The organism is Serratia sp. SCBI, assembly GCF_000747565.1.
In the GTDB taxonomy this organism is placed as follows: Bacteria; Pseudomonadota; Gammaproteobacteria; order Enterobacterales; family Enterobacteriaceae; genus Serratia; species Serratia ureilytica.
This window is the reverse complement of sequence record NZ_CP003424.1, coordinates 4,171,388-4,195,690: the sequence shown is the minus strand read 5'-3', so window position 1 is coordinate 4,195,690 and position 24,303 is coordinate 4,171,388. Positions and strand designations below refer to the sequence as shown.

Annotated in this window: 25 protein-coding genes and 1 other RNA gene; 18 read left to right on the top strand and 8 right to left on the bottom strand. The window is 60.6% G+C overall.

The genetic code is table 11. The annotated features are described in order from the left end of the window. Positions 1–167: 167 nt before the first annotated feature. Entirely contained in the window at positions 168–707 is a 540-nt protein-coding gene (locus SERRSCBI_RS19655) for a DUF2058 domain-containing protein (protein ID WP_033644743.1), read from the top strand. A 7-nt stretch (positions 708–714) separates the two neighbouring features. Here SERRSCBI_RS19655 and SERRSCBI_RS19650 read toward each other — a convergent pair whose 3' ends face one another. Next, complete coding sequence (locus SERRSCBI_RS19650; protein WP_042785328.1) at positions 715–1,413, bottom strand: RluA family pseudouridine synthase; 699 nt, start codon at positions 1,411–1,413, stop codon at positions 715–717. A gap of 214 nt (positions 1,414–1,627) precedes the next feature. Between SERRSCBI_RS19650 and argO the strand changes: the two genes are divergently transcribed. Both argO and SERRSCBI_RS19640 read left to right on the top strand, forming a co-directional pair. Then, a complete protein-coding gene (gene argO / locus SERRSCBI_RS19645) occupies positions 1,628–2,245 on the top strand; it encodes an arginine exporter ArgO (RefSeq protein WP_004931603.1) in 618 nt (205 codons plus the stop codon). Between the two features lie 121 nt (positions 2,246–2,366). Beyond that, complete coding sequence (locus tag SERRSCBI_RS19640; protein ID WP_031300626.1) at positions 2,367–3,098, top strand: oxidative stress defense protein; 732 nt, start codon at positions 2,367–2,369, stop codon at positions 3,096–3,098. A gap of 47 nt (positions 3,099–3,145) precedes the next feature. Here the strand turns inward: SERRSCBI_RS19640 and SERRSCBI_RS19635 are convergent, their stop codons facing one another. Next, positions 3,146–4,039, bottom strand: coding sequence for a LysR family transcriptional regulator ArgP (locus SERRSCBI_RS19635; protein ID WP_004931613.1), 894 nt, complete (start codon positions 4,037–4,039; stop codon positions 3,146–3,148). A 204-nt stretch (positions 4,040–4,243) separates the two neighbouring features. Here SERRSCBI_RS19635 and rpiA point away from each other — a divergent pair, with 204 nt between their 5' ends. Both rpiA and serA read left to right on the top strand, forming a co-directional pair. Continuing rightward, positions 4,244–4,900 (top strand): ribose-5-phosphate isomerase RpiA, encoded by a 657-nt coding sequence (gene rpiA, locus SERRSCBI_RS19630; RefSeq protein ID WP_025304157.1) that lies wholly within the window; start codon positions 4,244–4,246, stop codon positions 4,898–4,900. A gap of 292 nt (positions 4,901–5,192) precedes the next feature. Continuing rightward, the gene (serA, locus tag SERRSCBI_RS19625; RefSeq protein WP_025304156.1) at positions 5,193–6,431 is read left to right on the top strand and encodes a phosphoglycerate dehydrogenase; all 1,239 of its coding nucleotides are present in this window, start codon (positions 5,193–5,195) and stop codon (positions 6,429–6,431) included. Between the two features lie 48 nt (positions 6,432–6,479). Here the strand turns inward: serA and SERRSCBI_RS19620 are convergent, their stop codons facing one another. The 3 genes from SERRSCBI_RS19620 to zapA all read right to left on the bottom strand — a co-directional run bounded on the left by SERRSCBI_RS19620 (position 6,480) and on the right by zapA (position 7,693). Then, complete coding sequence (locus SERRSCBI_RS19620; protein ID WP_042785327.1) at positions 6,480–7,088, bottom strand: 5-formyltetrahydrofolate cyclo-ligase; 609 nt, start codon at positions 7,086–7,088, stop codon at positions 6,480–6,482. 51 nt (positions 7,089–7,139) lie between these two features. Beyond that, positions 7,140–7,322, bottom strand: a non-coding RNA gene (ssrS, locus tag SERRSCBI_RS24335) — 6S RNA. Positions 7,323–7,363: 41 nt separating this feature from the next. After that, positions 7,364–7,693, bottom strand: a complete 330-nt coding sequence (gene zapA, locus SERRSCBI_RS19615) for a cell division protein ZapA (protein WP_004931621.1) — start codon at positions 7,691–7,693, stop codon at positions 7,364–7,366. Positions 7,694–8,012: 319 nt separating this feature from the next. Between zapA and SERRSCBI_RS19610 the strand changes: the two genes are divergently transcribed. The 8 genes from SERRSCBI_RS19610 to SERRSCBI_RS19575 all read left to right on the top strand — a co-directional run bounded on the left by SERRSCBI_RS19610 (position 8,013) and on the right by SERRSCBI_RS19575 (position 18,508). Further along, a complete protein-coding gene (locus SERRSCBI_RS19610) occupies positions 8,013–8,591 on the top strand; it encodes a YecA family protein (RefSeq protein ID WP_004931622.1) in 579 nt (192 codons plus the stop codon). A 55-nt stretch (positions 8,592–8,646) separates the two neighbouring features. Continuing rightward, positions 8,647–9,963 carry a Xaa-Pro aminopeptidase gene (gene pepP, locus SERRSCBI_RS19605; RefSeq protein WP_033652182.1) on the top strand — a complete coding sequence of 439 codons (1,317 nt, stop codon included), beginning with the start codon at positions 8,647–8,649 and terminating at the stop codon, positions 9,961–9,963. A 1-nt stretch (position 9,964) separates the two neighbouring features. Then, positions 9,965–11,143 carry a 2-octaprenyl-6-methoxyphenyl hydroxylase gene (gene ubiH / locus SERRSCBI_RS19600; protein ID WP_042785326.1) on the top strand — a complete coding sequence of 393 codons (1,179 nt, stop codon included), beginning with the start codon at positions 9,965–9,967 and terminating at the stop codon, positions 11,141–11,143. Positions 11,144–11,221: 78 nt separating this feature from the next. Beyond that, positions 11,222–12,424, top strand: coding sequence for an FAD-dependent 2-octaprenylphenol hydroxylase (gene ubiI, locus SERRSCBI_RS19595; protein WP_042785325.1), 1,203 nt, complete (start codon positions 11,222–11,224; stop codon positions 12,422–12,424). Positions 12,425–12,930: 506 nt separating this feature from the next. After that, positions 12,931–14,028, top strand: a complete 1,098-nt coding sequence (gcvT, locus tag SERRSCBI_RS19590; RefSeq protein ID WP_004931631.1) for a glycine cleavage system aminomethyltransferase GcvT — start codon at positions 12,931–12,933, stop codon at positions 14,026–14,028. 47 nt (positions 14,029–14,075) lie between these two features. Then, the gene (gcvH, locus tag SERRSCBI_RS19585; protein WP_025304150.1) at positions 14,076–14,462 is read left to right on the top strand and encodes a glycine cleavage system protein GcvH; all 387 of its coding nucleotides are present in this window, start codon (positions 14,076–14,078) and stop codon (positions 14,460–14,462) included. A gap of 92 nt (positions 14,463–14,554) precedes the next feature. After that, a complete protein-coding gene (gcvP, locus tag SERRSCBI_RS19580) occupies positions 14,555–17,434 on the top strand; it encodes an aminomethyl-transferring glycine dehydrogenase (RefSeq protein WP_042785324.1) in 2,880 nt (959 codons plus the stop codon). 108 nt (positions 17,435–17,542) lie between these two features. Next, on the top strand, positions 17,543–18,508 hold the full coding sequence (locus SERRSCBI_RS19575) for a zinc-binding alcohol dehydrogenase family protein (protein WP_042785323.1): 966 nt from the start codon (positions 17,543–17,545) through the stop codon (positions 18,506–18,508). A 9-nt stretch (positions 18,509–18,517) separates the two neighbouring features. Here SERRSCBI_RS19575 and SERRSCBI_RS19570 read toward each other — a convergent pair whose 3' ends face one another. Genes SERRSCBI_RS19570 through SERRSCBI_RS19560 form a run of 3 tightly spaced genes read right to left on the bottom strand, consistent with a single transcriptional unit; the run spans position 18,518 to position 21,127 of the window. Further along, positions 18,518–19,045: a GNAT family N-acetyltransferase gene (locus tag SERRSCBI_RS19570; protein ID WP_049866730.1), complete on the bottom strand. Its 528-nt coding sequence runs from the start codon at positions 19,043–19,045 to the stop codon at positions 18,518–18,520. Beyond that, positions 19,045–20,463 carry an ATP-binding protein gene (locus SERRSCBI_RS19565; RefSeq protein WP_042785321.1) on the bottom strand — a complete coding sequence of 473 codons (1,419 nt, stop codon included), beginning with the start codon at positions 20,461–20,463 and terminating at the stop codon, positions 19,045–19,047. Before SERRSCBI_RS19565 ends, SERRSCBI_RS19570 begins: the two co-directional genes overlap by 1 nt. Before the next feature lie 4 nt (positions 20,464–20,467). After that, positions 20,468–21,127, bottom strand: coding sequence for a response regulator (locus SERRSCBI_RS19560; protein ID WP_033652176.1), 660 nt, complete (start codon positions 21,125–21,127; stop codon positions 20,468–20,470). A 189-nt stretch (positions 21,128–21,316) separates the two neighbouring features. On the opposite strand from SERRSCBI_RS19560, the gene SERRSCBI_RS19555 reads away from it, so the two are divergent. The 5 genes from SERRSCBI_RS19555 to SERRSCBI_RS19535 all read left to right on the top strand — a co-directional run bounded on the left by SERRSCBI_RS19555 (position 21,317) and on the right by SERRSCBI_RS19535 (position 24,272). Then, on the top strand, positions 21,317–21,550 hold the full coding sequence (locus SERRSCBI_RS19555; protein ID WP_042785320.1) for a hypothetical protein: 234 nt from the start codon (positions 21,317–21,319) through the stop codon (positions 21,548–21,550). 97 nt (positions 21,551–21,647) lie between these two features. Further along, a complete protein-coding gene (locus SERRSCBI_RS19550; protein WP_042785790.1) occupies positions 21,648–22,391 on the top strand; it encodes an SDR family oxidoreductase in 744 nt (247 codons plus the stop codon). Positions 22,392–22,468: 77 nt separating this feature from the next. Beyond that, positions 22,469–22,792, top strand: a complete 324-nt coding sequence (locus SERRSCBI_RS24330) for a BrnT family toxin (protein ID WP_071883578.1) — start codon at positions 22,469–22,471, stop codon at positions 22,790–22,792. Further along, positions 22,755–23,072, top strand: coding sequence for a BrnA antitoxin family protein (locus SERRSCBI_RS19540; protein ID WP_016929995.1), 318 nt, complete (start codon positions 22,755–22,757; stop codon positions 23,070–23,072). The genes SERRSCBI_RS24330 and SERRSCBI_RS19540 overlap by 38 nt, the downstream gene beginning before the upstream one ends. 381 nt (positions 23,073–23,453) lie before the next feature. After that, positions 23,454–24,272, top strand: a complete 819-nt coding sequence (locus SERRSCBI_RS19535) for a DeoR/GlpR family DNA-binding transcription regulator (RefSeq protein ID WP_042785317.1) — start codon at positions 23,454–23,456, stop codon at positions 24,270–24,272. Positions 24,273–24,303 lie beyond the last annotated feature (31 nt).

Here is a 24,303-nt window from a genome sequence, read left to right as displayed (position 1 = left end):
GACTTAATTTCATTACCACATGAGCGGTATTCATGATCGGGCGTTCGGGCCGTTTTACCGCCGTTGCTCTGCGGCGCAAACCGCCGGTGGGTTGGGCCGGCAACCTGGTGCAGCCTGAAAAATTACGGGTATAATCCCTCCATGATCCCACGGCTTCAGACACGAACATGACAAAACTCACCTTACAAGAGCAGATGCTCAAAGCGGGCTTGGTAACCAGCAAGAAAATGGCCAAAGTCCAAAGAACGGCTAAAAAATCACGCGTTCAGGCCCGCGAGGCCAGAGAGGCGGTGGAAGAGAATAAAAAGGCGCAGCTTGAGCGCGATAAGCAGTTGAACGAGCAGCAAAAGCAAGCCGCGCTGTCCAAAGAATACAAGGCGCAGGTGAAGCAACTGATCGAGATGAATCGCATCGTGCTGGCGAAAGGCGATATCGGTTTTAACTTTACCGACGGTAACCTGATCAAAAAAATCCTGGTGGATAAGGCGACGCAGACCCAACTGATCAATGGCCGCCTCGCCATTGCGCGTTTGCTGATCGAGAACCGGGAAGAGTGTGAATACGCGATTATCCCCGCGAGCGTCGCCGATAAAATCGCGCAGCGCGATGCGGGCAGCATTGTGTTGCACAGCGCGCTGAGTCAGGAAGAGCAGGATGAAGACGATCCGTACGCCGACTTTAAAGTGCCTGACGATTTGATGTGGTAAGCCGCGTTCAGAACGGCGCGGCGTGACGAGCGGTTATCCGCTCTCCGCGGATGGGGTGCACAAAGTCCAGTTCGCTGGCGTGCAGCATCAGCCGTGGCGTCTGCTCGGCACCCGGTAGCAGACGCCCGCCATACAGATCGCAGCCTAAAATAGGGTGGCCCAATTGCCGGCTGTGAATACGCAGCTGGTGGGTGCGCCCGGTCTCCGGAATGAGCTGTACCCGCGTCAGCGGCAGCGATATCCCATCCTCCACGTGACGATAAAAACGCTCGATGACCCGATAGCGGGAGCGAGCGGGCTTGCCGTGAAGGGCGCAAATTGACATCAGCGGGAACAGCGCCGGATCGTTGGCGATCGCCGCGTCTATTACCCCTTCGTTATCCGCCAGATGGCCGCAGAGCAGCGCGCTGTAGACTTTACCGACGGTGCGCTCGCTGAACTGCCGGCAGAGCGCGGCATTGACGGCCTTATTGCGGGCTACCACCATCAACCCGGACGTGCCGAAATCCAGGCGGTGTGCCAGCGTGCAGCCGGGGAAGATCTGCACCAGCCGATAGTGCACCGAGTCGAGATTTTGCGGATTTTTGCCCGAAAGGCTGAGCAACCCGGCGGGTTTATTGATCAGTGCCAGATGATCGTCCTGATAGAGGATCTCTATCTGGTCATGACAGGGCGGGGCGATGAAGGTATCGGTAATCGTAGACATCGGTCGGCCGGCTGGAGGGAGGAGGGGCGGATGATAGCGAATTTTTCGCCGATGGGCGAATCTGGCGGCGCTGGCCTGGCGCCCACAGGGTATTAGCATCTCTGATACTTGATTAGAAACATCAATTTCACCTAATGATCGCTTCCTCGTATGATGCGCATGTTGACCGATACGCGCCCACGTCCGGCGCCTTTTATCATTCGAGGAATTTCCCATGCTAGCCGTCTTCCTGCAGGGCTTTGCCCTGAGCGCCGCCATGATCCTGCCGCTGGGCCCGCAGAACGTATTCGTGATGAATCAGGGCATTCGCCGTCAGTATCATCTGATGATCGCCTCATTGTGCGCGCTGAGCGATATCGTGCTGATCTGCGCCGGTATTTTCGGCGGCAGCGCGTTGCTGACCCGCTCGCCGCTGCTGCTGGCGTTGGTGACCTGGGGCGGGGTGGCGTTTCTGCTGTGGTACGGCTGGGGCGCGTTCCGTTCCGCCTTCAGCCCGCAACCGGCGCAGGCCGCGGCGCAGGAGCTGGCGCAGAGCCGCTGGCGCATCGTGGTCACCATGCTGGCGGTCACCTGGCTGAATCCGCACGTCTATCTGGATACCTTCGTGGTGCTCGGCAGCCTGGGCGGGCAGCTGACGGCGGACGTGCGTTCCTGGTTCGCGCTTGGCGCGGTCAGCGCGTCGGCGGTGTGGTTCTTTGGCCTGGCGCTGCTGGCCTCCTGGCTGGCGCCGTGGCTGAACACCCAGCGGGCGCAGCGCATCATCAACGCGCTGGTCGGTCTGGTGATGTGGGGCATCGCGCTGCAGCTGGCCTGGCAGGGGGCAAATTTATAAGAATTTGTCACTAATCCGAATTCAAAACGCCGTGCGATATGCTACGTTTGATGCCAGGAAACCGGCGGTTCTCGCAGGGAAAAGCCGGCGATCAGAGACAGCCTGTCATTAAGGAGACACTGTGAAGCTAAAAGCATTGGCTATGGCCGCAATGGTCGGATTAGGGACGCTACCGATGGCGCTGCAGGCGGCTGAATTGCCTGAAGGGCCGCACGTCGTCACCTCCGGCACCGCCAGCGTGGACGCCACGCCGGATATCGCCACTCTGGCGATCGAAGTGAGCGTTTCCTCCAAAGACGCCGCCCAGGCGAAGAAGCAGGTAGACGAGCGCGTGGCGCAGTACTTTGATTTCCTGCAGAAAAACAACATCGAGAAGAAAGACATCAGCGCCGCCAACCTGCGCACCCAGCCGGAATACGATTACCTGAAAACCGGCGAGTCGGTGCTGAAGGGCTACCGGGCGGTGCGCCAGGTGCAGGTGACCCTGCGCCAGTTGGACAAGCTGAACGAGCTGCTGGACGGCGCGCTGAAATCCGGCCTGAACGAGATCCGCGCGGTGGAGCTGGGCGTCGCCAAGCCGGACGTGTATCGCGAGCAGGCGCGGCAAAAAGCGATCGAGAACGCGACTCAGCAGGCCGAATCCCTGGCCAAGGGCTTCCACGCCAAGCTGGGGCCGGTGTACAGCATTCGCTACCGGGTCGCCAACTACCAGCCGATGCCGGTGGCGCGGATGTATAAGGCGGCCGGCGCGGCGGCAGAAAACGACGCGGCGCAAACCTATGAACAGCAAAGCATTCACTTCGACGATCAGGTGGATGTGGTGTTCGAGCTGCAGCGCAACGCCGCGCAGTAAGGGGTTGTCATGAAGAAAAGGTTCGCTGCGGCGAACCTTTATTCGTTTTAATCCTGGCGCAGCACCTGGTGACCGTGCTCCAGCAACGCGTCGGTCACTTTACGCATCATGCGGCTCTCCGGCGCGAAGCGGTGCCAGTACAGCATGCGGCGCTGGTACAGCCCCGGCGTCAAATCGATCAGTTCGCCGGATGCCAGCTCCTTTTCGATCTGCAGATGTGGGATCATACAGCAGGTGGTGCCCTGACGGGCCAGCTGCACGAAGGCTTCCGATGAGTTCACGATATGGCAGGGCACGCTGCCCGGCGACAGATCGAAGTTCTGCTGCAGGAATGCCTGGTGCATGTCGTCGAGATGATCGAAGGCCACCGCCGGCGCTTTCAACAGCGCGGAGCGGGTGACGCCGTTCGGGAAATAGCGCTCGGCGAAGCCGCTGGAGGCCACGAACAGGTAGTCCAGCGCCCCCAGACGATCCACCAGGCAGCTCGGCAGCGGCTGCGGCTGAATACTCACCGCGCCCACCACCTCACCGCGGCGCAGCCGCTCCTGGGTGCGGGTTTCATCTTCCACCTGCAGATTCAGACGAATGGGGGAGTCCGCCAGCACCGGCTTCAGCGCCGGCAGCAGCCAGGTCGCCAGACTGTCGGCGTTGACCGCCAGCGACAGCAGCAGCGGCGTATCGACGCCGGTGTCGTTGCCCAGCCACTCTTCTTCCAGCAGCTCCACCTGATGCAGCAGCGCCAGCAGCTTTTGCCCCTGTTCGGTCGGGCGCGGCGGCACGGTGCGGACCAGCAGCGGTTGGCCGAACAGGTTTTCCAGCTGTTTGATGCGTTGGGATACCGCCGATTGCGTGATGCAGAGTTTTTGCGCGGCGCGCTCGAAGCCGCGCTCACGGATCACCGCGTCCAGCGCTTGCAGCGTACGATAGTCTGGGCGTTTCATCGGAAAGATATCCCTTAAATTAGAATGATACCGGCACTATGCCACATTTTGCGTGCGGCGCAGGTGGAAAAATCACGCCCCCAGCTCGCCGCCAAGCGGGTAAAAATGCGGGCTGCGGTAAATAAGTGTGATCCTGCCGGCGTGAAAAACAGCGTTTTACCCTATAATACGCACACGTTTTCGTACAGAGGCAAGGGACATATTATGACGCAGGATGAACTGAAAAAAGCGGTGGGCTGGGCGGCGCTGGAATACGTGACGCCGGGCACCATCGTCGGGGTGGGCACCGGCTCTACCGCCGCCCACTTTATTGACGCGCTGGGCTCCATCAAGCACCAGATTGAAGGCGCGGTGTCCAGCTCAGACGCCTCCACCGCCAAGCTGAAAAGCCTCGGCATCCATGTGTTCGACAGCAACGAAGTGGACTCGCTCGATATCTACGTGGACGGCGCGGACGAAATCAACGGCCACATGCAGATGATCAAAGGCGGCGGCGCGGCGCTGACGCGCGAGAAGATCATCGCCGCCATCGCCAAGAAATTCATCTGCATCGTCGACGCCAGCAAGCAGGTGGACGTGCTGGGCAAATTCCCGCTGCCGGTGGAAGTGATCCCGATGGCCCGCTCCTATGTGGCGCGCGAGCTGGTGAAACTGGGCGGCCTGCCGGAGTATCGCCAGAACGTAGTGACCGACAACGGCAACGTGATCCTCGATGTGCATAACCTGAGCATCACCGACGCTATCGCGCTGGAGAACAAGATCAACGGCATCGCCGGCGTGGTGACCGTGGGGCTGTTCGCCAACCGCGGCGCGGACGTGGCGCTGGTCGGCACCCCGGAAGGCGTGAAAGTGGTCAAATAAGCCTCTGCGGCCTGTGGCCCGGCAGTGCCGGGCCGCATATTTCTTCGGTTAAAACATCTTTTCTGAAAAGCGGCAAATTTGGTGACTTATGTCACATTGTGAAAACTGACTCCCCAAAGCTTCTGCCGAAAACTTTCCCTATGGCATTTTCTGCCGTAAACCGCCATCAACGCTGCGCCTTGTCCTGCCGGGCAGGCAATCGTTTGTATTGCCGCCTGCGTTATTTTTGTTATGTTGGATGGGAGCTGTGTCGTCACAGCCGCTTCTGAAGTCTGAACATAGGGTCGGGTAAATGGCAAAAGTATCATTGGAGAAAGACAGGATTAAATTCCTGTTGGTGGAAGGGGTTCATCAGAGCACGGTCGATAATTTGCGTGCCGCCGGTTATACCAACATCGAATACCACAAGGGTGCGTTAGACACCGAATCGCTGAAGGCCTCCATCCGCGATGCGCACTTCGTCGGCATCCGATCGCGCACGCATCTGACCGAAGAGGTGTTCGCCGCCGCAGAAAAACTGGTGGCGGTGGGCTGCTTCTGCATCGGCACCAACCAGGTTGACCTGAAAGCGGCGACCAAACGCGGCATTCCGGTCTTCAACGCCCCGTTCTCCAATACCCGATCCGTGGCCGAAATGGTGCTGGGCGAGCTGCTGTTGATGCTGCGCGGCATTCCGGCCGCCAACGCCAAGGCGCACCGCGGCGTGTGGCACAAACTGGCCGTGGGCTCCTATGAAGCGCGCGGCAAAAAACTGGGCATCATCGGCTACGGCCATATCGGCACCCAGCTGGGCATTCTGGCCGAAGGGCTGGGCATGAAGGTGTTCTTCTACGATATCGAGAACAAGCTGCCGTTGGGCAACGCGCAACAGGTGCGTCATCTGTCCGATCTGCTCAATATGAGCGACGTGGTGACGCTGCACGTGCCGGAAACGCTGGCGACCAAGAATATGATGGGGGCGGAAGAGCTGGCGCTGATGAAACCGGGCGCTATTCTGATCAACGCCTCGCGCGGCACCGTGGTGGATATCCCCGCGCTGTGCGACGCGCTGGCCAGCAATCACCTGGCGGGGGCGGCGATCGACGTCTTCCCGGAAGAACCGGCGACCAACAGCGATCCGTTCAACTCGCCGCTGTGTGAGTTCGATAACGTGCTGTTGACGCCGCACATCGGCGGTTCCACTCAGGAAGCGCAGGAAAACATCGGCGACGAAGTGGCCGGCAAGCTGGCGAAATATTCCGATAACGGTTCGACCCTGTCGGCGGTCAACTTCCCGGAAGTGTCGTTGCCGGCGCATGGCCCGAACGCCAGCCGTCTGCTGCACATCCACGAAAACCGTCCGGGCGTGCTGACGCAGATTAACCAGATCTTCGCCGAAGAGGGGGTTAACATCGCCGCGCAGTATCTGCAAACCGGGCCGGAAATCGGCTATGTGGTGATCGACATCGAAGCGGAAACCGCGCGCGCCGACGCCGCGCTGCAGCGCATGAAGGCCATCGACGGCACCATTCGCGCCCGTCTGCTGTTCTGATTCGGCGGCTCGCCGCAACGAAAAAGGCCGGAGCGATCCGGCCTTTTGCTATTTGGGCTCCCGCCACGCCCAGCTGCAGAGCGGGGTGAGGATTTCCGGCAGCGGGATATCCCAGTGCTCGGTCGGCAGGTGCTCCACCTGCTGGCAATCATGGGCCAGGCCGATGGGATAGGGGCCGCCGCTGCGCCAGTTTTGCAGGGTGCGATCGTAAAAGCCGCCGCCCATGCCCAGACGCTGTCCGGTATGATCGAATGCTACCAGCGGCGTCAGCACCACCTCCAGTTCACCCAGCGGCAACACCTGGCGCACATCGAGACGCGGCTCGAGAATATTGAAGCGATTGCGCACCAGCGGCGTTTCCGGCGCATAGCGCAGGAACAACAGGTGTCCCGGGCTGAACGGATGCAGCACCGGCAGGTAAACCCGTTTGCCGAGCGTCCACAGACGCTCGATCAGCGGCCCGGTATCGAGTTCGCCGTCAAACGACAGAAAGACCGCGATGCTGTGCGCCGCTTGAATGCGCGCGTGTGCGGTGAGGCGTTCGGTTATCTTTTCTGCGGCAAAGCGTTGCTGCTCGGGCGTAAGCTCGCGCCGACGTTGGCGAATGAGTTGACGAATGGCTTGGCGCTGCTGCGCGAATTGGGGTTGAAAAGACATCGTATCAGGCTTGCTCAGTGTGGCGTTCAGCACACAAAACCGCTGAGAAGGGGAATCTCCGAGATGCCGTCGCAGGCTGTAACCCTTGAACCCATGGTTCAAGGTGAACGTGCCGTCGCAATCTTAAGGCTTCTCGGCGCACCGAGCGTGCTCACCGATCGCGGAGCAACACATTCTGTTTGTACTAAATATCGGCTCAGGGGACTGGCCCGCTGGCGAACATCTCAGAGAAATTTTGTACTCGTTGCCGAAAACTTGGCTTTCAACAACTTAAGTTATTCGAATTGTGCATCCTGACGTTCAGAGATGCGACCTTGTTCAAGCAGCGCTTGTTCAATGGTCTGCTGCAGCATCCGTATGCGTTGTTCCATATTGGACGCATAGTCACGGGTTTTCAACCGTTCTTGAGCAAGTTCGTGACAGACGTTCAATGCCGCGATGAAAACCAGTTGCTCAGTATTGGAGACTCTAGTGCGAACTTTAAGATCTTGCAACCGTTGGTTAAGATCGTCCGCCGCCATATTCAACGCATCTTGTTGTTCTGGCGGGCAATTGACTCTTAACGAGCGGCCAAAAATTTGAATATCTACCGGTTGTGCAGACATGCCACCTTCCTGCCTAAATTTCGCGCCAGCCTTGTCCGCCCGGGCCGGGCCGTCAAAGCGGGCGCCACTATATATACCTCGGTACCAAGATACAACCCCTTTTTCAGTACCTGGTTGTAATCTACTGTGGCGGACATTGCCAGTCAAAAAAGGGTTTCAAAATGCGTATTTACCGCACTTTCGTCACCCGCCGGCGCAGTGTGAAACCTGCCACATCGCGATTATAACTAGCCACTGAGGTGTCGCGCTTATCTGGTATAGCGACGGACCTTGGTGGTAGCATAACACGAACTTATCCTGCCAACGATGACGAATGCGCATGTCTATACAGAATACATTTCCAAGTTACCAATCTTTGACCGTGGCCCTCAACCAGCAGTCGGTGGCGCTGACCGCGGCAGAAATGCACGGCCTGATCAGCGGCCTGCTGTGCGGCGGCAGCCGTGACGCCGGCTGGCAGGCGCTGGTGCACGATCTGACCAACGAAGGCGTCGCCTTCCCGCAGGCGCTCAGCCAACCGTTGCAGCAGCTGTATGAAGCGACGCGTGACACGCTGGAAGATGACGAATTCCTGTTCCAACTGATGCTGCCTGAAGGGGAGATCGTCAGCGTGTTCGATCGCGCCGACGCGCTGGCCGGTTGGGTCAACCACTTCCTGCTCGGGCTGGGCATGATGCAGCCGAAGCTGGCTCAGGTGAAAGACGAGGTCGGTGAAGCGATCGACGATCTGCGCAACATCGCGCAGCTGGGCTACGACGAAGACGAAGACCAGGAAGAATTGGAACAGTCGTTGGAAGAAGTGGCGGAGTATGTGCGGGTCGCCGCCATCATGTGCCACGGCGAATTCACCCGTCACAAACCGACGGCGCCGGAAAATATCAAACCGACGCTGCACTAAACGTTCTATCGCCCTTCCGCCGGCGGTGCGGATGGCATGATTTCAGGAGAAGGTAATGACTCAGCAGGAATTCAACAACCGCCGCCAGGCGCTGTTGGCGAAAATGGCGCCGGCCAGCGCGGCGGTTATTTTCTCTGCGCCGGAAACGACGCGCAGTGCAGATTCAGACTATCCCTACCGGCAGAACAGCGATTTTTGGTACCTGACCGGCTTCAATGAGCCGGAAGCGGTGCTGGTGCTGATTAAAAGCGATGAAACGCACAACCACAGCGTGTTGTTCAACCGGGTGCGCGATTTGACGGCGGAAATCTGGTTTGGCCGCCGCCTGGGGCAAGACGCCGCACCGGCAAAGCTGGGCGTGGATCGCGCGCTGCCGTTCGATGAAATCAATGACCAACTGCACCTGCTGCTCAACGGCCTGGACGTGGTCTACCACGCGCAGGGCGAATATGCCTATGCCGATCAGATCCTGTTCAGCGCGCTGGACAAGCTGCGCAAGGGGTTCCGCCAGAACCTGCAGGCGCCGGCCACCGTTACCGACTGGCGGCCGTGGCTGCACGACATGCGGCTGTTCAAGTCGCCGGAAGAGCTGGCGGTGATGCGCCGCGCCGGTGAGATCAGCGCGTTGGCGCACACCCGCGCGATGGAAAAATGCCGTCCGGGCATGTTCGAATACCAGCTGGAAGCGGAAATTCATCATGAGTTCACCCGCCTCGGCGCCCGTTACCCGTCTTACAACACCATCGTCGGCAGCGGCGAAAACGGCTGTATCCTGCACTACACCGAGAACGAGAGCCAGATGCGCGACGGCGATCTGGTGTTGATCGACGCGGGCTGCGAGTACCAGGGGTACGCCGGCGACATCACCCGCACCTTCCCGGTCAACGGCAAGTTCAGCCGGCCGCAGCGCGCGGTGTACGACATTGTGCTGGCGTCGCTGCAGCGCGCTTTGGAACTGTTCAAACCCGGCACCAGCATTCGCGAAGTCAATGACGAAGTGGTGCGCATCATGGTGGTCGGGCTGGTGGAGCTGGGCGTATTGAAAGGTGAAGTCGACCTGCTGATCGCCGAGCAGGCGCACCGTCAGTTCTTCATGCACGGGCTGAGCCACTGGCTGGGTCTCGACGTGCACGACGTTGGCCACTACGGCACGCCGAGCCGCGATCGGCTGCTGGAGCCGGGCATGGTGCTGACCGTGGAGCCGGGGCTGTACATCGCGCCGGATGCGGACGTGCCGGCGGAGTACCGCGGCATCGGCATCCGCATCGAGGACGATATCGTGATCACCGCCGACGGCAATGAAAACCTGACCGCCACCGTGGTGAAAGACGCCGATGCCATCGAGGCTTTGATGGCGGCGGCAAGGTCGTAGCATGAGCGTTATTATCGTTGGCGGCGGTATGGCGGGCGCGACGTTGGCGCTGGCCATTTCGTCGCTCACTCAGGGAAGAATGGCGGTGGATCTGGTCGAGGCGACCCGGCCGGACGACCGCAGCCATCCGGGCTTTGACGCCCGCGCCATCGCACTGGCGCAGGGCACCTGCCAACAGCTGGTGCGCATCGGCGTTTGGCCGGCGCTGCGCGATTGCGCTACGCCGATCACTCAGGTGCACGTCAGCGATCGCGGGCACGCCGGGTTTGTGAATCTGCAGGCGCAAGATTATCAGGTCGATGCGCTCGGCCAGGTGATCGAACTGCACGACGCCGGGCAGCGGTTGTTCGCGCTGCTGGCCAAGGCCCCCGGCGTTACGCTGCACTGCCCGGCGCGGGTGGTGGACGTGATTCGCACCGCAGAGCGGGCGGAAGTGCTGCTGGACAACGGCCAGCGTCTGCGCGGGCAATTGCTGGTGGCGGCCGATGGCTCGCGCTCTGCGCTGGCGCAAGCCTGCAATATGCAGTGGCGGCAGGAGGACTATCCGCAGTTCGCCACCATTGCCAACGTCACCACGGCGGAAGATCCGCAGGGGCGCGCCTTTGAGCGCTTTACTCGCTATGGGCCGCTGGCGCTGTTGCCGATGTCGCAGGGGCGCAGTTCACTGGTATGGTGCCATGCGCGCGAAGATCGCGCCCAGGTGGATGCCTGGGACGACGAGCGGTTTATCGCCGAGCTGCAACAGGCCTTCGGCTGGCGGCTGGGGCGCATCCTCAAAGCCGGTAAACGGCACAGTTACCCACTCGGTCTGCTGACCGCCGATCGCCATGTCAGCCACCGGCTGGCGCTGGTGGGCAATGCGGCGCAAACGCTGCATCCTATCGCCGGGCAGGGGTTCAACCTTGGCCTGCGCGACGTGATGTCGCTGGCGGAAACGCTGGCGGAAGCGGCAGACAGCGGCGAAGACGCCGGCGGTTACGCACTGCTGAGCCGTTATCAGCAGCGGCGGCAAAACGATCAGCGGGCGACGATCGGCGTGACCGATGGGTTGATTCATCTGTTCGCCAACCGTTATGGCCCGCTGGTGATCGGCCGCAATCTGGGGCTGATGGCGATGGAACGTTTGCCGGCGATACGCGATGCCTTCGCCAAGCGTACGCTGGGCTGGGTGGAACGTTAGAGACATGGTCGGGCGCTTTAACGCGCCCAAAGCGCGGCGCGGCAAGGCGTCGCGCGTTATTTAAGGAAATCGAGCAGCATGCAATCATTTGACGTGATTATCGCCGGTGGCGGTATGGTGGGGTTGGCGTTGGCCTGCGGCCTGCAGGGCAGCGGGCTGCGCGTGGCTGTGCTGGAGCAGCGCCAGCCGGAGATGGCGCCGCCGTCGGAACAGCCGGCCCTGCGCGTCTCCGCCATCAATGCCGCCAGCGAGCGGTTGCTGCAGCACATCGGCGTGTGGGACGACATTCTCCAGCTGCGCGCCAGCGCCTATAACGCGATGGAAGTGTGGGATCGCGACAGCTTCGGCAGAATCGCCTTCCGCGGCGACGAGTGCGGCTTCAGCCATCTCGGCCACATCATCGAAAATTCGGTGATCCAGCAGGCGCTGTGGAAACGCGCCGAAAGCCTGTCGGACATCACGCTGATTACCCCGGCCGCGCTCAAGCAGGTGGCGTGGGGCGAGAACGACGCCTTCGTCACGCTGGAGGACGGCCGCATGCTGACCGCCCGGTTGGTGATTGGCGCCGACGGCGCCCAGTCGTGGCTGCGCCAGCATGCCGATATCCCGCTCACCTTCTGGGATTACCGCCACCACGCGCTGGTGGCCACCGTTCGCACCGAAGAATCGCATCAGGCGACGGCGCGGCAAATTTTCCACGGCGACGGCATTCTGGCGTTCCTGCCATTCAGCGATCCGCATTTGAGCTCTATCGTCTGGTCGGTGACGCCGGAAGAAGCCGAAAGGCTCAAACGGCTGGAACCGGCGCAGTTCAACCGCGAACTGGCGATGACCTTCGACATGCGCCTGGGGGCTTGCAGCCTGGAAAGCGAACGGTTGGCCTTCCCGTTGACCGGCCGCTATGCGCGCAGCTTCGCAGCGCACCGCCTGGCGCTGGTGGGTGATGCGGCGCATACCGTGCATCCGTTGGCCGGCCAGGGCGTTAACCTGGGCTTCATGGACGCCGCCGAGCTGATTTCCGAACTGCGCCGCCTGCAGCGGCAGGGCAAGGATATCGGCCAGCACCTCTATCTGCGCCGTTATGAGCGCCGCCGCAAACATGGCGCGGCGGTAATGCTGGCCAGCATGCAGGGTTTCCGCGAACTGTTCGACGGCAATCACCCGGCCAAAAAGCTGCTGCGCGACGTGGGCCTGCGGCTGGCGGACAGCCTGCCGGGCGTCAAACCGAAGCTGGTGCGTCAGGCGATGGGCCTGAACGATCTGCCCGAGTGGCTTGCCTGATCCCTTCCTTCTGCGGGCCCGCGCCGGGCTCGCGCTTCTCGCCTTATTCCATCGCTTTTCCTTATATAACCCTTCATTTGAAATAATCTAATTTCAGCTGCTTTTTATCATTACTTTTTCTAATTCCATGTTCGGTTATCAAAAGTCCGGATCCCATGTGAGGTCATAGGTTTGTTATATAAGTTCGGTGTTTTGCCGCTTTAATTGTTAATTTTGTGCCTTAAGGCGCATTTTTCCAGTGAAAAACTCTGCACACTAGCCCGGCGTTTTACCGCCCCGGAACGGCGATGAGCCTATTTTAACTTATGGTTAATGTGGTCGTTCGGTGATAAGTTCGAGGGAAAGGTATCGTTTGCGTCACGGCGGTTGCACGCAGTTTCCGCCCGTCCCGGCGCAGCATTTGTGTTGAGCAGTCAGTGCGCCATGGCGATCGGGCCGCGAGCCAGGCTCCGCCGCATTGCGTGGCAGCACCCTAACTTCTAGCGACGAGTGGAAAGAGGGAAAAGATGGCAAAGCAAACCCCACTGTACGACCAGCACGTGGCGTGCGGTGCGCGCATGGTAGACTTTCACGGCTGGATGATGCCGCTGCACTACGGCTCGCAGCTCGATGAGCACCACGCGGTGCGTCAGGATGCCGGCATGTTCGACGTGTCTCACATGACCATTGTGGATCTGCACGGCGCCCGCACCCGCGAGTTCCTGCGCTACCTGCTGGCGAACGACGTCGCCAAACTGACCCAACCCGGCAAAGCGCTGTACACCGGCATGCTGAATGCCTCCGGCGGCGTGATCGACGACCTGATCGTTTATTTCCTCACTGAAGACTATTTCCGCCTGGTGGTGAACTCCGCCACCCGCGACAAAGACCTGGCCTGGATCGAAGAGCACGCCGCGCCGTATGGCGTCGCGCTGACGGTGCGCGACGATCTGGCGCTGATCGCGGTGCAGGGCCCGCAGGCCAAAGAGCGCGCCGGCACCCTGTTCACCCCGGAGCAAAAAAGCGCGGTCGAAGGCATGAAGCCATTCTTCGGCGTGCAGGCCGGCGAGCTGTTCATCGCCACCACCGGTTACACCGGCGAGGCCGGCTATGAGATCGCGCTGCCGAAAGAGCAGGCGGCGGATTTCTGGCAAAAATTGCTGGCCGCGGGCGTCAAGCCGGCCGGTCTGGGCGCGCGCGACACCCTGCGCCTGGAAGCGGGCATGAACCTCTACGGGCAAGAGATGGATGAAGGCGTTTCGCCGCTGGCCGCCAACATGGGCTGGACCATCGCCTGGCAGCCGGAAGATCGCCGTTTCATCGGCCGCGAAGCGCTGGAACAACAGCGCGAGCAGGGCACCGAGCAACTGGTCGGCTTGATCATGACGGAAAAAGGCGTATTACGTAATGAGCTGCCGGTGCGTTTCACCGACGCGGCGGGGCAAACCCACGAAGGCGTGATCACCAGCGGCTCGTTCTCTCCGACGCTGGGCTTCAGCATCGCGCTGGCGCGCGTGCCGGCCGGCATCGGCGAGCAGGCTATCGTGCAGATCCGCAACCGTGAAATGCCGGTCAAGGTGACCAAGCCCGGTTTCGTTCGCGCCGGCAAGCCGCTGACAAATTGATTTTTTTATTGATTGATTCTTTTATTTCTTCGAAGGAGTAACCGGCGATGAGCAATGTGCCAACAGAATTGAAATACGCATCCTCCCACGAGTGGGTTCGTGCAGAAGGTAACGGCGTTTACACCGTAGGCATCACCGAACATGCGCAGGAGCTGCTGGGTGATATGGTGTTTGTCGATCTGCCGGAAGTGGGCCGCAGCGTCGCCGCCGGTGAAGATTGCGCCGTGGCGGAATCCGTCAAGGCGGCATCGGACATTTACGCGCCAATCAGCGGCGAAATCGTGGCGGTGAACGGCGAGCTGGAAAGCTCTCCGGAACTGGTGAACAGCGAACCTTACGGTGACGGCTTCCTGTTCCAGATTAAAGCCTCCGACGAAGGCGAGCTGGCGAACCTGCTGGACGCCGCGGCTTATCAGGCCTCGATCGACGAGTAATCGTGACCACGCCCCAGGCCTTTCGGCCGGGGCGTTTTAGTTACCGTTCAAGCTATATCCCGTATCACGCAAGCATTCAGGAATTTGTAGCAATGACTCAGACACTCAGCCAACTCGAACACAGCGAAGCGTTCATCGAACGCCACATCGGCTCTTCTGCGGAACAACGCCAGGAGTTGCTGGCAGCGGTGGGCGCTCGCTCGCTCAGCGCGCTGATCCAACAGATTGTGCCGGCGGACATTCAGCTGCCGGGGCCGCCGCCGGTCGGCGACGCGGCGACCGAACATCAGGCGTTGGCTGAGCTGAAGGCGATCGCCTCGCAGAATCAGCGCTACAAATCCTATATCGGCATGGGCTACAGCGCCGTGCTGACGCCGCCGGTGATCCTGCGCAACATGCTGGAAAACCCGGGCTGGTACACCGCTTATACCCCCTATCAGCCGGAAGTGTCGCAGGGCCGTCTGGAAGCGCTGCTGAACTTCCAGACCGTGACCCTCGATCTGACCGGTCTGGATCTGGCTTCCGCTTCGCTGCTGGATGAAGCGACCGCCGCCGCCGAGGCGATGGCGTTGGCCAAACGCGCCAGCAAGCTGAAAGACGCCAACCGTTTCTTCGTGGCTGACGACGTGCATCCGCAAACGCTGGACGTGGTGCGCACCCGCGCCGAAACCTTCGGCTTCGACGTCATCGTCGATAAAGCGGAAAAAGTGCTGGAGCTGGACGGCGTGTTCGGCGTGCTGCTGCAGCAGGTGGGCACCACCGGTGAACTGCACGACTACAGCGCGCTGCTGGCCGAACTGAAATCACGCAAAATCATCACCAGCGTGGCCGCCGACATCATGGCCCTGGTGCTGCTGACCGCGCCGGGCAAGCAGGGCGCCGACGTGGTGTTCGGCTCCGCGCAGCGCTTCGGCGTACCGATGGGCTACGGCGGCCCGCACGCCGCCTTCTTCGCCTGCCGCGACGAGTTCAAGCGTTCGATGCCGGGCCGCATTATCGGCGTTTCCCGCGATGCCGCCGGCAACACCGCGCTGCGCATGGCGATGCAGACTCGCGAGCAACATATCCGCCGCGAGAAAGCCAACTCGAATATCTGTACCTCGCAGGTGCTGCTGGCCAACATCGCCAGCCTGTACGCGGTGTATCACGGCCCGCAAGGCCTGCAGCGCATCGCCGGGCGCATCCATCGCCTGACCGACATTCTGGCCGCCGGGCTGCAGAAGGCCGGCCTGACGCTGCGTCACCACACCTGGTTCGACACCCTGACCGTTGAAGTGAAAGACAAGGCCGCCGTGCTGGAGCGCGCGCTGAGCTTCGGCATCAACCTGCGTACCGACATTCACGGCGCCGTCGGCATCACGCTGGATGAAGCCACCTCGCGTGAAGACATGCAAACGCTGTTCGCACTGCTGGCCGGCGACAATCACGGTCTGGACATCGACGCGTTGGACGCGGCGGTGAGCAAAAACAGCCAATCGATCCCGGCTGCCATGCTGCGCCAGGAGCCGATCCTGACCCACCCGGTATTCAACCGCTATCACAGCGAAACCGAGATGATGCGTTACATGCATCGTCTGGAGCGCAAGGATCTGGCGTTGAACCAGGCGATGATCCCGCTGGGTTCCTGCACCATGAAATTGAACGCCGCGGCGGAAATGATCCCGATCACCTGGCCTGAATTTTCAGAGTTGCATCCGTTCTGCCCGCCAGAGCAGGCGGCCGGTTACCAGCAGATGATCGGCCAACTGTCCCAGTGGCTGGTGCAGCTGACCGGCTATGACGCGGTGTGCATGCAGCCGAACTCCGGCGCGCAGGGCGAATACGCCGGCCTGCTGGCGATCCGCCGCTATCACGAAAGCCGCAACGAAGCAGGCCGCCACGTCTGTCTGATCCCGAGCTCGGCACACGGCACCAACCCGGCCTCCGCCCAGATGGCGGGCATGAGCGTGGTGGTGGTGGCCTGCGACAAGAACGGCAACATCGATCTGCACGATCTGCGCGTTAAGGCGGAGCAGGCAGGCGAAGAACTCTCTTGCATCATGGTGACCTACCCGTCGACCCACGGCGTGTATGAAGAAACCATCCGTGAAGTGTGCCAGATCGTGCATCAGTTCGGCGGTCAGGTGTATCTGGATGGCGCCAACATGAACGCCCAGGTGGGCATCACCACGCCAGGCTACATCGGCGCGGATGTGTCGCACCTCAACCTGCATAAGACCTTCTGTATCCCGCACGGCGGCGGCGGCCCGGGCATGGGCCCGATCGGCGTGAAAGCGCACCTGGCGCCGTTCGTGCCGGGCCACAGCGTGGTGCAGATCGACGGCGTGACCACCCAGCAGGGCGCGGTCTCCGCGGCGCCGTTCGGCAGCGCCTCCATCCTGCCTATCAGCTGGATGTACATCCGCATGATGGGCGCGGAGGGCCTGAAGCAGGCCAGCCAGATGGCGATCCTGAACGCCAACTACATCGCCACCCGTTTGAAAGACGCGTACCCGATTCTGTATACCGGCCGCGATCACCGCGTAGCGCACGAATGTATCCTCGATATTCGTCCGCTGAAGGAAGAGACCGGCATCAGCGAAATGGACATCGCCAAGCGCCTGATCGACTTCGGTTTCCACGCCCCGACCATGTCGTTCCCGGTGGCGGGCACGCTGATGGTCGAGCCGACCGAGTCGGAAAGCAAGGTGGAGCTGGATCGCTTTATCGATGCGATGCTGGCGATCCGCAGCGAAATCGACCGCGTCGCCAAGGGCGAATGGCCGCTGGAAGACAACCCGCTGGTGAATGCGCCGCACGTGCAGGCGGAGCTGGTCAACGACTGGCAGCATCCGTACAGCCGCGAACTGGCGGTGTTCCCGGTGGCCGGCGTACGCGAGAACAAGTACTGGCCGAGCGTTAAGCGTCTGGACGACGTGTACGGCGACCGTAACCTGTTCTGCTCTTGCGTGCCGATGAGCGATTACGAATAACACGTTCGGCAAAGTTTGTGTTCGGGGGACACCGCATCATGCGGTGTCCCTTTTTATTTTATAGCGGCCTATTCTTTCCTGTACGTTCCCACGATTTGAGGAGTCACCATGCAAGCGGCAATCGTAACAGCGCTGGGGCAACCCCCGGTTTTCGGCACCTTTGAGGAGCCTCAGGCGCAGGCGAATGAAGTGCCGATCGACGTTCTGGCGGCCGGCATCAAACAGCTGGATCGCGCCACCGTCGCCGGAACCCACTATTCCAGCCCGAAGCAATTGCCGATCGTGCCCGGCACCGACGGCGTGGGCCGTACGGCGGACGGGCAACGGGTGTACTTCGCCTCTTTCCGTCGCCCTTACGGCGCGATGGCAGAGCGCAGCGTCGCGTCCTGGACGGTGCCGGTGCCGGCGACGGTGGACGACGCTACGGCGGCCGCGCTGATCAATCCGGCCTTCGCCGCCTGGCTGCCGCTGCGCTGGCGGGCGGATCTGCAGCCCGGTGAAACGGTGCTGATCATCGGCGCCACCGGCACCTCGGGCAAGCTGGCGGTCGCGGCGGCGCGTCAGGCGGGGGCCGGACGCATTGTTGCCGCCGGCCGTCGACTGAGCGTGCTGGAGGCATTGGGTGTAGACGCCACGGTGGATCTGAGCCTGCAGGGCGAGGCGCTGACGCAGGCCTTCGCGGCGGCGGCGGGGCCGGGCGGTTATCAGGTGATCGTCGATTACATCTGGGGCCGGGCGACTGAAGCGCTGCTGGCAACGCTCAACAATCACGATCTCTCGTCTTACGCCGGCGGACGCGGCATTCGCTTGGTCAACGTCGGTTCGATGGCCGCGCCGGACATCCGGCTGCCGGCGGCGGTGTTGCGCAGCAACCAGCTGCAGATCCTCGGCAGCGGTACCGGCAACTTCCCGCCGATCCCGGAGATGCAGCGCTACGCGACCGAGATTCTGGCGCTGGCGGCGACCGGAGCGCTCACTATCGAGACGCAGGAGCACGCGTTGGCGGAGATCGCCGAGGTGTGGGATCTGAACAAGAAAAGCGACGTGCGTTCGGTGATGCGCATCGCCCGTTAACCCCGGCCGCTAGCGGCAAGGGCAGACCAGATGAATGTCTTCCGGCTCACGGGCGAACAATTCGGTATCCGGCTGTTCGATGAGCCGGCAGCCCTGCGCCAGATAGAAGTCTACGGTGCTTTTATTGGGGATGGAGGAGACATACAGCCCGGCGGCGCCGTCTTGCGCCGCCTGATGCAGGCAGAGCTGGAACAGCTGCCTGCCTAACCCCTGGCCGCGTTTGTGCGCGCTGACGTAAAAGAACAGCAGCTGGCGCAGATCCCGCTGTGGGCCGCGCGGCTCGGTGTCCAGCGCCGCCGCCGCCACGATCTCCTCGCCTTCGAACAGCGCGAAGAACGCGCCGCCGCGATCGAAGCACGCTGCGTGGATTGGCGTATAGGTTTCCCGATCGTGCGGATCCCAGCCGCGCACGTCGTAGTACTCCGCATAGGATTGCAACTTGCCGTCCTGCAGGCGATACAGAGTGTCGATAATTTCGCTGCGGTCGATATCCCATAGCCGGTCGAGTTGCTGCCGTTGCAGCAGAACAGGGGCAATCATGGTCGTGGTTCACTCTCAGTCTGTGGCCGATAACTTTCCGGCAAATCGATGATGAAGCCGATGCCGCGATCGTCAAGGCCTTCGGTGACGCGCAGCTGCGCGCCGATTTTGTCGGCCAGGTTTCGGGCGATGGCCAATCCGAGCCCGCTGCCGGTTTGCTGCGTGCCGGGCACGCGGTAAAAGCGTTCAAACAGGCGGGAATGGTGTTCTTCGCTCACCCCCGGGCCGTTATCGCGCAACGTAATATAGCAGCCGAGCGGCGCCAGCGAGCGGATATTGGCCTCGATGCGGCTGCCGGGCGGCGCGTACTTGAGCGCGTTATCCAGCAGGTTGGTGAAGATGGCGATCAGCGCATGGCGGTCGGTACTCACCACCACATCCTCGCTGCCGTCGAGCGACAGTTCGACATCTTTTTCCAGCGCATAGGGGACGTGCTGCGCGATGCATTTGCCGATCTCCGCATAGATGTCCACCGCCTCAATCTTCAGCGGAAAATCTTCCGCCTCCAGCTTTGCCAGGTTGATCAGCTGGCGTGACAGCGACGCCGCGCGATCCAGCCCTTGCTGCATGTCGCCGATGATTTCCCGGCGCTCCTGCTGCTCGCTGACCTGGGTCAGCAGATGCAGCTGCGCCAGCACGGCGGCGATCGGCGTGCGCAGCTCGTGCGCGGCGTCGGCCATAAAGCGTTTCTCGCGCTGATTGGCCGCGTCGATGCGCGCCATCAGTTTGTTGACCTCCATCACCACCGGCCGGATTTCCTGATACTGCTCGCTGACGTTGAGCGGCGACAGGTTGCCCGGCTGACGATCGGAAATGGTGCGGGCGATCTGGCGCAGTGGCCGCAGGCTGAAGTAGGCGGTAAACAGCAAGGTAATGATGATCGCCGCCAGAATGCCCAACAGCGGTACGGCGGTGCTTTCCGCCGGATTGCCGAATATCGTGGTGCGATCGTTGAAAGACTCGCCGACGATCACCCGGTACTGGCGCTTTTCGCTCCAGCTGCCGGCAAGGTGCCAGTTGGCGCCGGCGTAATTGACGGAGCCGGACAGCACCGAAGGCGGCAGGCGCAGCGGTTCTTCCTGCGTTTGTGAGCAGTAAAGCACCCGGTTATCCCGATCGTAAACCACGAACAGCGGATGATAGTCGAATTGATCCTGCATGCCATTATTGATGGAATCAATGTACATGCTTTCGATGGTTTTGATGATGCCGCGGTAATCAATATTATCGGTGCCGGTTTCATCGAGAATATTGGCGATGCCTGCGGCGACGATGCGTTGCTGGTTATCGAAATATTTCTCCATGTCGGGGTAATACCAGTACTTCACCCAGGCGACGAGGATCCCCCACAATAATAAAATGGCCAGGACCTGGAAAATAATGGTGCGCATAAAGAAGGATTTGAAACCGATCATCCCGCTACTCTTTCTTCAGCAAATAGCCAATGCCGCGTACGGTAATGATTCTTTCTTTACCAATCTTGCGGCGTAAATTATGCATGTGTACTTCCAGCGAGTTGCTTTCCACGCTATCGCCGTGGCCGAACAGCCGCTGTTCCAACACCGCTTTGCGCACCACGGTGCCGGCGCAGCGCATCAGTTCGTGCAGCAGGTGATACTCTTTTTTCGACAGCATCAGCAGTTCGTTATCCAGCATGACCTGATGGTTGACCGGATCGAGATACAGTGCGCCGAGGCTCCAGGTCTGAGAAGCGAAGCCCGCCATGCGCCGGTTGACCGCCTTGACGCGCGAGATGAGTTCGGGCAGCGCGAAAGGTTTGGCCAGAAAGTCGTCCGCGCCGGAGTCGAGGCTGTTCACCAGGCTCTCGATGCGATCGCGGGCGGTCAGGATGATGATCGGGATATTCTGTCCGGCGGCGCGCCAGGCGATCAGCTTCTGCAAACCGTCGCCGTCCGGCAGCGTGAGATCCAACAGCATCAAATCGAACCCGCCGGGTGAAAGTTTATTTTCCGCGTCGGTGAGCAGGCGCACCCAGCACAAATTAAAGCCGGCCAGCTCCAATGCTCGGCACAGCGCCTTGCCTAATTGCAGGTCGTCTTCCACCAACAGTATGTTCACGTTATTTCCGCTGAGAGCCTTGAGTCGCGATTATCTAACTATAACGCTGACGGGAAGACAACGAGGAAAACCGCTCTGCCTGCGCGTTCTTAAGCAAACCTTAATCTGGCTTTAATCTCGCGTTAAGGGAGCGGGGGGGAATTTCAGTTATTTTGCTGCCATTCGAAATCATGGCTGAGGGAGCGAAACATGCAGACTGAAGGTTTCCCGAACGCGGGCGCCTCGCGGCGGATGATGTATTCAGGCGTGGCGATACTGCTCGTTCTGTTGATGCTGTCTTTTCGCGGTGATGCGCAGAGCCATAGCCACGGCGGCCATCATGCTTCCGCTTTGCAGCGGGTGCATCAGGCGGCGGCGACGGACGCTTACAGCTGCGCCAAGTCGCGCATTAAAAAGCAGCTGCGCCGCCTGGCTCAGCTTTGAAGCGTTTTTTAGGGCGCCGCTCTATACTCTGACGGGCAAACGGAAGGCCTGTGCGCAGGCCGTTGTCGACATCGCCAACCAGAGAAAAAATACGATGATGAAAGTGGCATTGGTGACCGGCGCAAGCCGGGGAATTGGCCGCGCGACCGCTTTGCTGCTGGCCCGGCAGGGCTATGCGGTGGGCGTGAATTACCTGCGCGACGAAAGTGCGGCGCGGCAGGTGGTGGCGGAGATTGAGGCGCAGGGCGGCAAGGCGTTGGCGCTGCAGGCCGACGTGGCCGATGAAGCGCAGGTGATGGCAATGTTCAGGGCGCTGGATGCCGGGCTGGGCACGCTCAGCGCGCTGGTCAACAACGCCGGCATTCTGTTCCGGCAGGCGAACATTGAACAGTTGACCGCCGAGCGCATCAATAAGGTGCTCGGCACCAACGTCACCGGGTATTTCTTGTGTTGCCGCGAGGCGGTGAAGCGCATGGCGCAGCGCCATGGCGGGCAGGGCGGCGCTATCGTCAATGTGTCCTCCGCCGCTTCCCGTTTAGGCGCGCCGGGGGAATATGTGGATTATGCCGCCTCGAAAGGCGCCGTCGATTCGTTGACCATCGGGCTATCGCTGGAGGTGGCGGCGCAGGGCATCCGCGTCAACGGCGTGCGGCCTGGGCTTATCTATACCGAGATACACGCCAGCGGTGGCGAACCCGGCCGGGTGGATCGCGTGAAGAGCAGTTTGCCGATGCAGCGCGGCGGCCAGCCGCAGGAAGTGGCGGAGGCGATCGCCTGGCTGCTGTCTGACGCCGCGTCTTACGTGACCGGCACCTTTATCGAGGCCGCAGGCGGGCGTTGAACGCATCCGGAGAATTTTGACATCCCTTCGGAGGTGATGTATTTTGATTAAATAACAACCAAAATGTAGTTACAAAAATGTATTTTTATTTTGAATGGAATCAGGATAAAAATCACAGTAACCAGCGCAAACACCGTGTCAGTTTTGAGATAGCGCAACGGGTTTTTCTGGATCCCAACCATTTGGCTGTGCTGGAAAGGATCGAGGATGGAGAAGAACGTTGGCAAACGATCGGTATGGTCGGATCCTGTTTGCTATTGCTGGTGGCACATACGACGATCGAAACGGATGTCGAAGGCGATACAGTAGAGATCGTGCGTATCATTTCAGCACGCAAGGCCGATGCCAAAGAGAGGGGAAGATATGAAGCGCAAAAATTCCGCCAAAAATCTGGCCCATAGCGTACTCCCGCCGTTGACGGAGGAGCAGAAAGCGCAAATTGCTTCACTGAGTGCGTTGCCGGACGAGGGCATCGATTATGCCGATGCGCCGGCGCTGGGGGAAGAAACGTGGCAGACTGCGGTTCAGGGGCGTTTTTATAAGCCGATGAAAGTATCAAAAACCATCCGAATCGATGCGGATGTGTTGGCTTGGCTTCAGCGACCAGGCAAAGGCTATCAGAAACGCCTGAACGCCGTGTTGCGTGAGGCGATGTTGAAAGAGCATGAGCACGAGGAATAATTTGTGTCAGGCGGCTAACGATCCGGTGAGATTCTCACCGGATTTTTTTTGCTGTTTTTTCAGGTAATGCGTTATCAACGCCGGCTGTCTCCTTGCGGCGCTCGGTCAAAACCACACAAACGGTCATTAACGGTCATGCCGCGGAACGTGGAATTGTGACCGTTTACCGTTTCTCTCCTGTCTGTCTCAGGCGGTCGCGCATCATAACTGTCTGTTACTCCACACTTTCGTAATTATTCATTTCATTTCCTTCCCGATTTTTTTGACAACTATCACAGCGCGATCGTTGCCCGATCGCGGGGCGATGCGCTTTGCGTCTGCGCGCAAAACGCGGCGCGGCAAATCGATATCGTAATCATCGTCGTGGAGGAGAAAAGAAACATGCTGCCTGTAGAACGTCATCGCTTTATTACCGAAGTCTTGAGCCAGCGCGGCCGCGTGATGGTGCAGGAGGTGGCGCAGCTGTGTCACATCTCTATCGAGACGGCGCGGCGTGATCTGGCCCTGCTGGAACGGCGTGGCCTGCTGCTGCGCAGCCACGGCGGCGCGGTCTTCGTCGAGCCGCCGGCGGTGGAAAAAACCTATGTGCCCGCCGAGATAGATCAGGGGGAGTCCTTCCGCCAGCGCAGCAATGAGTCGCCGGATCAGAAGACGCGCATCGCCAAACGCGCGCTGGAGTTTATCGCGCCCGGGGATTGCCTGCTGCTGGACAGCAGCTCCACCAGCTGGTTTTTGGCGCGCCAGCTGCCGGATATCTCGCTGGTGGTGCTGACCAACTCGCTGCACATCATCCAGACGCTGGCCTGCAAGGCCAACGTGCGCACCATCGGGCTGGGGGGCGAGTATTCCGCCAAGTACGAGGATTTTATCGGCGTGCTGGCGGAGCAGATGCTGAAAGAGTTCGTGATTAACAAGCTGTTTTTCTCCTGCCACGGCATTTGCCAGGACGGCGGCATCCGCGAGAGCAATGAGCACCATGCGCGGCTGAAGCAACAGATGCTGCTGGCCTCGGAGCGCAAGTTCCTGCTGGTGGACAGCAACAAGTTCGGCCGCCGCTCGTTCGCCCGCATTTGCCATTACCGGGAAATAGATACGCTGATCACCGACAGGCTTGGCGATGACGAGTTTCGTCAGGAATTGGCCTGGAACAACGTCGATGTGATTGAAGTTTCACCCGCCGCGAAAAGGGCGGCGCGATAACAACAACGAAAACCTTTTATTACAGCCAACA